Here is a 1,713-nt window from a genome sequence, read left to right on the forward strand (position 1 = left end):
TGCGCAAGGAGTTGCGGGCCGCGGGCCGCACCGTTCGCGTCGGAGCGTTTTCCCCCGGCTTTGTCGACACTCCACTGCTGGGCGATTACCTTCGTCGCAATCCGGATCGTGAACAGCAGTTGCGGGACACCGGTGCCCTGTTGCCTGTGGAGGCAGCGGCGTCGCTGATCGTGGGCATGATCAATCAGCCACCGGAAGTCGAAGTCGGTGACATCCTTGTCCAGGCGCGGGGGCAAATGCCCTGAGAGGCTTGGCAATCTGCGTCGACCGATGAAACCCGATGCCGACAAGTGGGTCGAAGACCGGTCCAGTCGTCCACACGGTGTCGAGTCCGTCAAACCAAACCGACTCACCCTCGACATGGACGCCAGCCTACACACCGAACTCAAGCTCTACTGCGTTCGGAACGACATGCAAAACGCGGAATTCCTGCGTGGGCTCATTCGCAAAGAACTTGTGTCCGCGAAAGAGGGAACTCCGCATCGGCAGTGCGCGGCGGACGAAAGCAATCTATTGGCCAGCGTTGAGCGACGCCCTGTGTCACGCGGACGGAAGCTGAGAATTCTCGCCCCGCAATAAACTTCCGGTCGTGGAAACTTGGTTGAGAGTAGTTCGTTCAGCTACCGGTTCGTGCCGCAGGCAATTCCGCGAAAACCTCGGAGCTGGTGGATGGTGAGCTACAACATACCGGCATCGGCCACCGGGGCGCGCAAGTGACGTGACCGGATCGGTCCAATACGACTAAATCGACCGATCACACGGGGCGAACCCACGGATGGCAGCGCGTACCCACGGATGTCATCCGGCACAAAACCGACCACTTTGGCATCCGTGGGTACGCCTTGCTATCCGTGGGGTATTTTCTGAGATTACTGCTCCGGTTTCATCGACCGGAGCATCGGACGGGTAACCCTGGTTGACTCGGCGAAATCGGCCACCGGTTGTGCCGTTATTCGCTTGGAGTTGAGTTGACGTCTAATTTACCAACTACCGTCACATGTAGACGCGATATTTCTTCGCAGGATAAACCTCGTCAGGCTCTTCCTTAATGATCGTCGACACCTGTGTCTTGCCTCTCATGGAATTGGAATTTTGTCTCCGGTGAGATAATTTCACCACCCGAGGAGGATTCCAATGACCCGAATACCACAAAAACGCCGGTCTTTCACGGCATCGCAGAAGGCCGAGGCTGTTCGCAAGCACCTCAAGGATCGCGTCCCCGTCTCCCAGATCGCCGACGAGATAAATGTTCCTGCTGTCTCGGTCGCTTTCGCCTTGGTCTATCGCTGAAAAGTGACGCTAAGCTCCGTGAAACTCACGTGTTAAGTCAATTCGTCCAGGCGATCGACCAATACTTGGGGCGGAGCATACGGGGAGACAAAATTGTAGCTTGTCGTTTTCATGAAGTCAGGGGCACTGGACAGCGATTCGGCAAACGCCGTGATTGCCGAGGCGGATTGCAAGTCCCAGGGCTCCACGCGGACAATGAACATGTCATTGCGGCCGTCCTCGTGGCACGAAAACACCTTGGCAATTCCCGGAAGCGGTTCCGAAAGTTCGTGCCGCTGAACGTAGATTCCCGCGTCTTCAAATTCCTTGATCACGCGTTCAAATGCGTCATCAAGGGAGATTCCAGATTTAAGCGAAACGTTGGGAAATGGCGTATTCATTTTTTTGTGGGCAGCCGGTTATTTGTCGCTGGCTCCCAATTAA

2 protein-coding genes are annotated in these 1,713 nt (G+C 56.1%); one reads left to right on the plus strand and one right to left on the minus strand.

The features are described 5' to 3' along the window. Nucleotides 1-245 (plus strand): Rossmann-fold NAD(P)-binding domain-containing protein (locus H1B37_RS32725; protein WP_220498493.1); only part of this gene is annotated, 245 nt, incomplete at its 5' end. Between the two features lie 1,077 nt (nucleotides 246-1,322). On the opposite strand, the gene H1B37_RS32730 is transcribed toward H1B37_RS32725, so the two are convergent. Further along, nucleotides 1,323-1,670 (minus strand): hypothetical protein, encoded by a 348-nt coding sequence (locus H1B37_RS32730; protein WP_182871470.1) that lies wholly within the window; start codon nucleotides 1,668-1,670, stop codon nucleotides 1,323-1,325. Between the last annotated feature and the right edge of the window lie 43 nt (nucleotides 1,671-1,713).

This window comes from Stieleria mannarensis (assembly GCF_014154935.1).
GTDB classification, from domain to species: Bacteria; Planctomycetota; Planctomycetia; order Pirellulales; family Pirellulaceae; genus Stieleria; species Stieleria mannarensis.

Coding starts and splice junctions, on each gene's coding strand:
- H1B37_RS32730 (WP_182871470.1), bottom strand. CDS start 1,670: ATGAATACGCCATTTCCCAACGTTTCGCTTAAATCTGGAATCTCCCTT.